Annotated in this window: 6 protein-coding genes and 1 pseudogene; 5 read left to right on the top strand and 2 right to left on the bottom strand. The window is 39.4% G+C overall.

Going from position 1 to position 5,725, the window contains the following annotated elements; translation table 11 throughout:
- The first annotated feature begins 34 nt into the window (after positions 1-34).
- The 4 genes and pseudogenes from H6G86_RS37575 to H6G86_RS37565 all read left to right on the top strand — a co-directional run bounded on the left by H6G86_RS37575 (position 35) and on the right by H6G86_RS37565 (position 3,263).
- The gene (locus H6G86_RS37575) at positions 35-2,029 is read left to right on the top strand and encodes an AAA family ATPase (RefSeq protein WP_313931629.1); all 1,995 of its coding nucleotides are present in this window, start codon (positions 35-37) and stop codon (positions 2,027-2,029) included.
- A 169-nt stretch (positions 2,030-2,198) separates the two neighbouring features.
- The gene (locus H6G86_RS37570) at positions 2,199-2,801 is read left to right on the top strand and encodes a hypothetical protein (protein WP_242065180.1); all 603 of its coding nucleotides are present in this window, start codon (positions 2,199-2,201) and stop codon (positions 2,799-2,801) included.
- A 119-nt stretch (positions 2,802-2,920) separates the two neighbouring features.
- A pseudogene (locus tag H6G86_RS40295) lies at positions 2,921-3,058 on the top strand (molecular chaperone DnaJ); the annotation flags it as partial.
- 13 nt (positions 3,059-3,071) lie between these two features.
- A complete protein-coding gene (locus tag H6G86_RS37565; RefSeq protein WP_190938637.1) occupies positions 3,072-3,263 on the top strand; it encodes a hypothetical protein in 192 nt (63 codons plus the stop codon).
- 48 nt (positions 3,264-3,311) lie between these two features.
- On the opposite strand, the gene H6G86_RS37560 is transcribed toward H6G86_RS37565, so the two are convergent.
- A complete protein-coding gene (locus tag H6G86_RS37560) occupies positions 3,312-3,692 on the bottom strand; it encodes a hypothetical protein (protein ID WP_104910156.1) in 381 nt (126 codons plus the stop codon).
- Positions 3,693-3,859: 167 nt separating this feature from the next.
- Here H6G86_RS37560 and H6G86_RS37555 point away from each other — a divergent pair, with 167 nt between their 5' ends.
- Positions 3,860-4,711 carry an Rpn family recombination-promoting nuclease/putative transposase gene (locus H6G86_RS37555; RefSeq protein WP_179076256.1) on the top strand — a complete coding sequence of 284 codons (852 nt, stop codon included), beginning with the start codon at positions 3,860-3,862 and terminating at the stop codon, positions 4,709-4,711.
- Between the two features lie 172 nt (positions 4,712-4,883).
- Here the strand turns inward: H6G86_RS37555 and H6G86_RS37550 are convergent, their stop codons facing one another.
- The gene (locus tag H6G86_RS37550) at positions 4,884-5,612 is read right to left on the bottom strand and encodes a hypothetical protein (protein ID WP_190938636.1); all 729 of its coding nucleotides are present in this window, start codon (positions 5,610-5,612) and stop codon (positions 4,884-4,886) included.
- Between the last annotated feature and the right edge of the window lie 113 nt (positions 5,613-5,725).

Here is a 5,725-nt window from a genome sequence, read left to right as displayed (position 1 = left end):
ATACCCTTAAACGGCTGCCCATATACCTGTTACCGTGGTAGATACATTATGTGTATTTACTTATCTTTACACAATTTGGTTTTTTCACCCTGTCCTACTTAAATTTCATAATCAACGAACTATTCTTTTTGTCGATGAAGTCCATCGTTTTAACAAGTCTCAGCAAGATGCTCTATTGCCTTGGGTAGAGAATGGTACAATCATTCTCATTGGTGCTACCACCGAAAATCCTTTTTTTGAAGTCAATAAGGCACTCGTAAGCCGTTCGCGGATTTTTCAACTTCAGCAATTAACTGATAAAGATTTATACAAAATTATTGAGCAAACACTCTTCGATTCGGAACGCGGTTATGGCAAGTTAACAGTGCAAATTGACACAGATGCTTTAGCTCATCTAGTTAATGTTGCTAATGGTGATGCTCGTTCATTATTGAATGCTTTGCAACTAGCTGTAGAGACTACGCCCCCCGATACTACAGGTGTTATTCATATTCCCCTAGCAGTGGCAGAAGAATCAATTCAACAACGTGCTGTTTTATACGACAAAGAAGGGGATGCCCATTTTGATACCATCAGTGCTTTTATCAAAAGCTTACGGGGTTCTGACCCAGATGCAGCACTCTATTGGCTGGCCAAAATGGTTTATGCAGGTGAAGACCCGCGTTTCATTTTCCGGCGGATGTTAATTCTTGCTAGCGAAGATGTCGGATTAGCTGACCCACAAGCAGTTGTCGTTACAAATGCTTGTGCTGAAGCATTTGACCGCGTGGGAATGCCAGAAGGACGTTATCATTTGGCGCAGGCAGTACTTTATTTAGCGACTGCACCAAAATCCAATAGCATTATGGGATTTTTTGATGCTTTAGCCGCAGTAGAAATTGAAAATGTTGCAGAAGTCCCTACTCACCTTAAAGATGCCAATCGGGATAAAAAAGGTTTTGGGCATGGGGCTGGTTATCTCTATCCTCACGCTTACCGAGATCATTGGGTAGAACAGCAATATTTACCCAAGAGCTTGCAAGGTCAATTGTTTTATCAACCATCAACCCAAGGTTATGAACATCAAATCGCAACACAAGTGGCACGTCGTCGAGAAGCTCAACTTGCCGCAATAGTAGAAGGTATTGGTGTTGCACCAATGGAAGTCATGACTTATGGAACTGTTGACCGAGCAGATGAGCGCTGGTTGCAACGCACACTTTCTCAAGTCAGTACACAATTAGCATCTGTGCGCGATGGGCTACGCCCCGCCGTAGGCGATCGCATTTTCAATTTCGCTCAATTACAACGTCATCATTTAGTATTGGATCTAAATGCCGCCACTGGTTTACTTACTTGGGAAGCAATTCGGCAAGTTCCTGAAGGTGGGGTTTATGCCTGTGTTCGCAATAGTTCTGATGCCAATGCTTTAAATGAACTTGCTGCGGCACTTCCTGAAACAATGCGACCAATAGTTTTTACTGCATCTGTTGCACAGATACCTGCAATGCTTGCATCTCTTGCGCCAAATGTACAGTTTGACTCTATTATCGGGCGCAATGTACTGGCCTCAGAACTAGATAAGGGACTTGCTGCTCAAATTTTAGGTCAATTGCTCCCGCACTCAGTCAAGCTTATTTTAAGTGAGACAGTACCTCGTCATACCCAAAGGTTCTACCACTTACTGCCCAGCCAAAATCTCGATACTCAATTGTATGAGCGATTAGTTTTAGCAGAAGAAGCTATTTATACAGATACCTCTGACCCCATGCTTAACTGGGATGCTGACGATTTGCGTCACGCTTTTGCCTCAAATGGACACTGTGTACAAGTGGTTGTTGAAAAGTATTTGACACCAATGCACATCTCTGATAATTTTATCAAGCGTTTATTTGCTGCTAATCTTAATCGACCAAGTTACGCAGATCGTCTGGCTGCAAATTTGACCAGTGAGGAAATAAATATTATTAAAAATTTATTTGTTCGTTACTTACTCAACCAATCCGTTAATTGGTCAAGCACTGTGGCATTTTTAAATATTAGAGGATGAACATAATAGGCTATCAAATAACAGTCATTGATAATTATGAGTTTAAGGATGCAATTACTCGGAAGTACGTCTTGATAAAAACGGATCACTGAAGCTAAGGTAATATTTTTCCTTGCCTTCGCTTTATTTGTAGATGAGTATGAACTGTTCAAAAGGATTTTACAGAACTATGCCAATTAAAAAACACATTAATCTGAATGTTGGAAGTTTTCTTAATCCCGCAGATAAAAAGATAGTTGTCAATTTAGCTAGTGAATATATTTTAACTTTAATCACGCAAGAGTTAAAAACTCGTTACTCCCCAGAAACTCAAAAACAATTACTTGAGGAGAGTTCCCAGTTGTTGCCTGATTTCGTGCTACAAGAATTATTAAAGCGTCAAGAACAGGTAGTAAACGTTAACCCCGATACCTTAATAGTGGTTAACTGTCAAATAGCAGAGACAGAAGCCGATGATTTGGGATTTGATTTAAATGTCGAAGCATATTTTGTCATTGCAGATACAACAGGTCAAAATCATTTTCGGGCTAATAGGATCGGACTTTGGTCAAATATATGGGGTGATGAAGAACGGCTTTTCGATTTAGAAGATGAACTAGGTGAGCAATTCTGGACAAATTATCAAATCCAATTGCTTTTTGATGAAAAAAATCAGCAAACAATCGAGCTAGAAATATCACAAACAGATGACTATGAAGCAAGATTACAATTTTACCCTTCTTTTCAAAAGTTTTTACCATCCATAGTTCCCTTTACGGATAATGACTTTTAAAATCCGCGATTAAACCAGAATACGCCTAGCAATTATGGCAGTCATTGAGGTGTCTTTTTTCGCATTCCCTAAGTAATGCGACAGTTCTATTTTAAACTTTAAACTTATAGACGTGTTTCATGCCTCGAAAAACTACAGTTCCATCGCAATCAATTAAAGTAACTCCGCTAGCTCTGTCTCAATTACATATCCGCTTAGAGTTTCTAGAAAAACAACATCAATCACTACTCAAACAGATCAAGAAAAAGCGCACAGAAAGGTATTGACGCTATGACTGATATGGTAGAAACAATTGACAATCAAATTAGCGTTATTTCTGATATTCGAGATTTTGTTAAAGTCTTTAAAGAAAAGAAAATCACTATTCAAGAATTTCTTGATGGCCCAGTTTCTTTACGCTCCACGGACGAGTCAATTATGGAAGATATTCTTGAGCAAATGTTGTCAGAGTTAATTAGATAGTAAAATAATTATTATTGAATAATATTTGAAAATCCTAACGTAACAGGATTATTCAAAAACTCCTGCTCTTTCAATAATAAACCATTCATGGTATAAAACTGCTAAAAAAAATTCCTCTCCCTTCAAGCGATCGCATACCGCCATAAATCCAGAGAAAAAAGGATCATCTTCATAGGTAGTATCAGACAGAAAAACAGTTACAGAGTTGTTATCCATACTCCAGATACACCGGATTATGGTGATATTAGGATGATGTGATTTATCTACAGGTAATAATATCGGACATCCTTGAACTGACAAAAATTCTGGCTGTTCATATCTGAGAACTGATTCCCAATCCTCTGGACCTTCATGTTTTTCAATAATCCTATCCCATCTAACTGCCTTAATTTTTTCTAGGCTTTCTGCTGATAAGTCTGATAATTTCATACCTTATATCTCATGAAGTCTGTTTTAATAGTTAATATACATAAATCAGATTATCATCTCTTTATTCTAGTGGATTGCAGAGATATTTGGTATATGCAATACTGAGCTTTAGTAAAAATCTTAGCCTGAAAATAGAATGAGTGTTATGAAAGTTAAAGATAAATATTATGATTGACCACGACCGGCTTTTCAAAGAATTACTATCTACGTTTTTTATTGATTTACTTGATTTGTTTCTGCCTCAAGTAGCCAGCCAAATAGATCGTAATTCTATCCAGTTTTTACCGCAGGAGGTATTTAATGATGTCACTTCTGGCGAAAAGAAGGAAATTGATTTACTGGCGCAGGTGCGTTATAAACAACAAGACACTTGTTTTCTAATTCACGTAGAAAACCAGTCTTACACTGAAACAGCCTTTGCAAAGCGCATGTTTAAGTATTTTGCCCGTTTGCATGAAAAATATGATCTCCCTATCTACCCAGTGGTGATTTTTTCTTTTGATGAACCCAAACGCGCCGAACCTCAAAATTATAGTGTCACCTTTGGCGACTTAAAAGTGCTGGAGTTTCAGTTTGCTGCTATCCAATTGAATCGTTTAAGTTGGCGGGATTTTCTCACCCAGCCCAATCCGGTGGCGGCAGCATTAATGTCGAAAATGAATATTTCCAAGCTAGAACGTCCGCAGGTAAAGGCGGAATGTTTGCGCTTGCTGGCGACCTTAAAATTAGACCCAGCAAGGATGCAACTAATTTCTGGGTTCGTTGATACTTATTTGCGGCTCGACGATACTGAGAAACAGGTCTTTCAAGCGGCAATCAGTACAATGGGATTAGATGAACAGGAGGAAATTATGGAGATTGTAACCAGTTGGCAACAGGAAGGCGCTCAAAAAACAAGAGAAGAGATTGCATTAAATTTACTCAAAAGAGGAATGATTGTGCAAGAAATCTCACAAGTCACGGGTTTAAGTCTTGAACAAGTTCAGCAGTTACAAGCTCTTCTTTCTCAAGAAAATTAATGTCAGTTGTACAGATGGGTGAACAAGAAAATGAGTGCGATTACCCTGGCAACTAATCGCACCCAAAATCTTATTCAAACCACAACAGAATTAACAGACTCTTTATAGGAAAAACCCCAGTAACGGCAAAAGCGAATTTTAACAGACTTAATCGGTTCATTACAGCACAAAGTTACTCTTCCTCATCCTCATAATCTGCATAGTCTGCATAGTCTTGACCATGTTCTTCGTACCACAAACGTTCTTCCTCTTGAGCCGCCTCCCGTTGTTTCCTTTTCCGCTCTGCCATCTCTGCTTCTAGGAGTTCTTGCTCTAATTTCTCCTTCTCAAGCTTTTCTCTTAAGAGCCTTTCTCGCTCTTGGGTTTCTTGTTCTACCCTCTCCCTCTCAAGTCTGATTAATCGCTGCTCAACTCGTCCACAGTAAAAATCCAAAGCCTTACCCGTCGCGGCTCCGGTAATTGTTCCACCCATTAGAAAGATGAGTCCGGTTCTCCAGCCTTCAATCGGGCCACCGCTCCACTGCAAACTTTTTTGATTGAACCATACCAGCACAGAGAAAACAGAAATTCCAACTACTGTATTGATGAGCGCAAAAATTCTTGGTGTCAACTCAGTCTGCCGCAGTATTAGCCACTGTCCCAGCCAGAGTATTGCACCAAAAATCACCGCAGCGATCCCGCTCATGACAAAATGATCTGGATATTTGAACGGATCTAGTGTCATGTTAATAATCAATGGCACAAATATCAGCAGACAGAGCAAAAAGCCAATGAATAAGCCAGCAACACTTATCAGGCTCCAGTAGCGACCAAGATAACCGAGGCGGAATTCTAGTATCCACTCTTGTACGGGAAGCATTGTAATGTAAAACGCGATCCCTGCACTGACGTAATCGAGCATTGGCAGTTGTTTTAAGTAGGACAGGGTGAAAAAACCAAATTGTGTAAAGATAAGTAAATACACATAATGTATCTACCACGGTAACAGGTATATGGGCAGCCGTTTAAGGGTAT

It is taken from the genome of Nostoc sp. FACHB-133, assembly GCF_014698055.1.
Classification (GTDB): Bacteria; Cyanobacteriota; Cyanobacteriia; order Cyanobacteriales; family Nostocaceae; genus Nostoc.
Note: the sequence above shows the minus strand (reverse complement) of the source record. Positions and strands in the feature narration are given on the sequence as shown.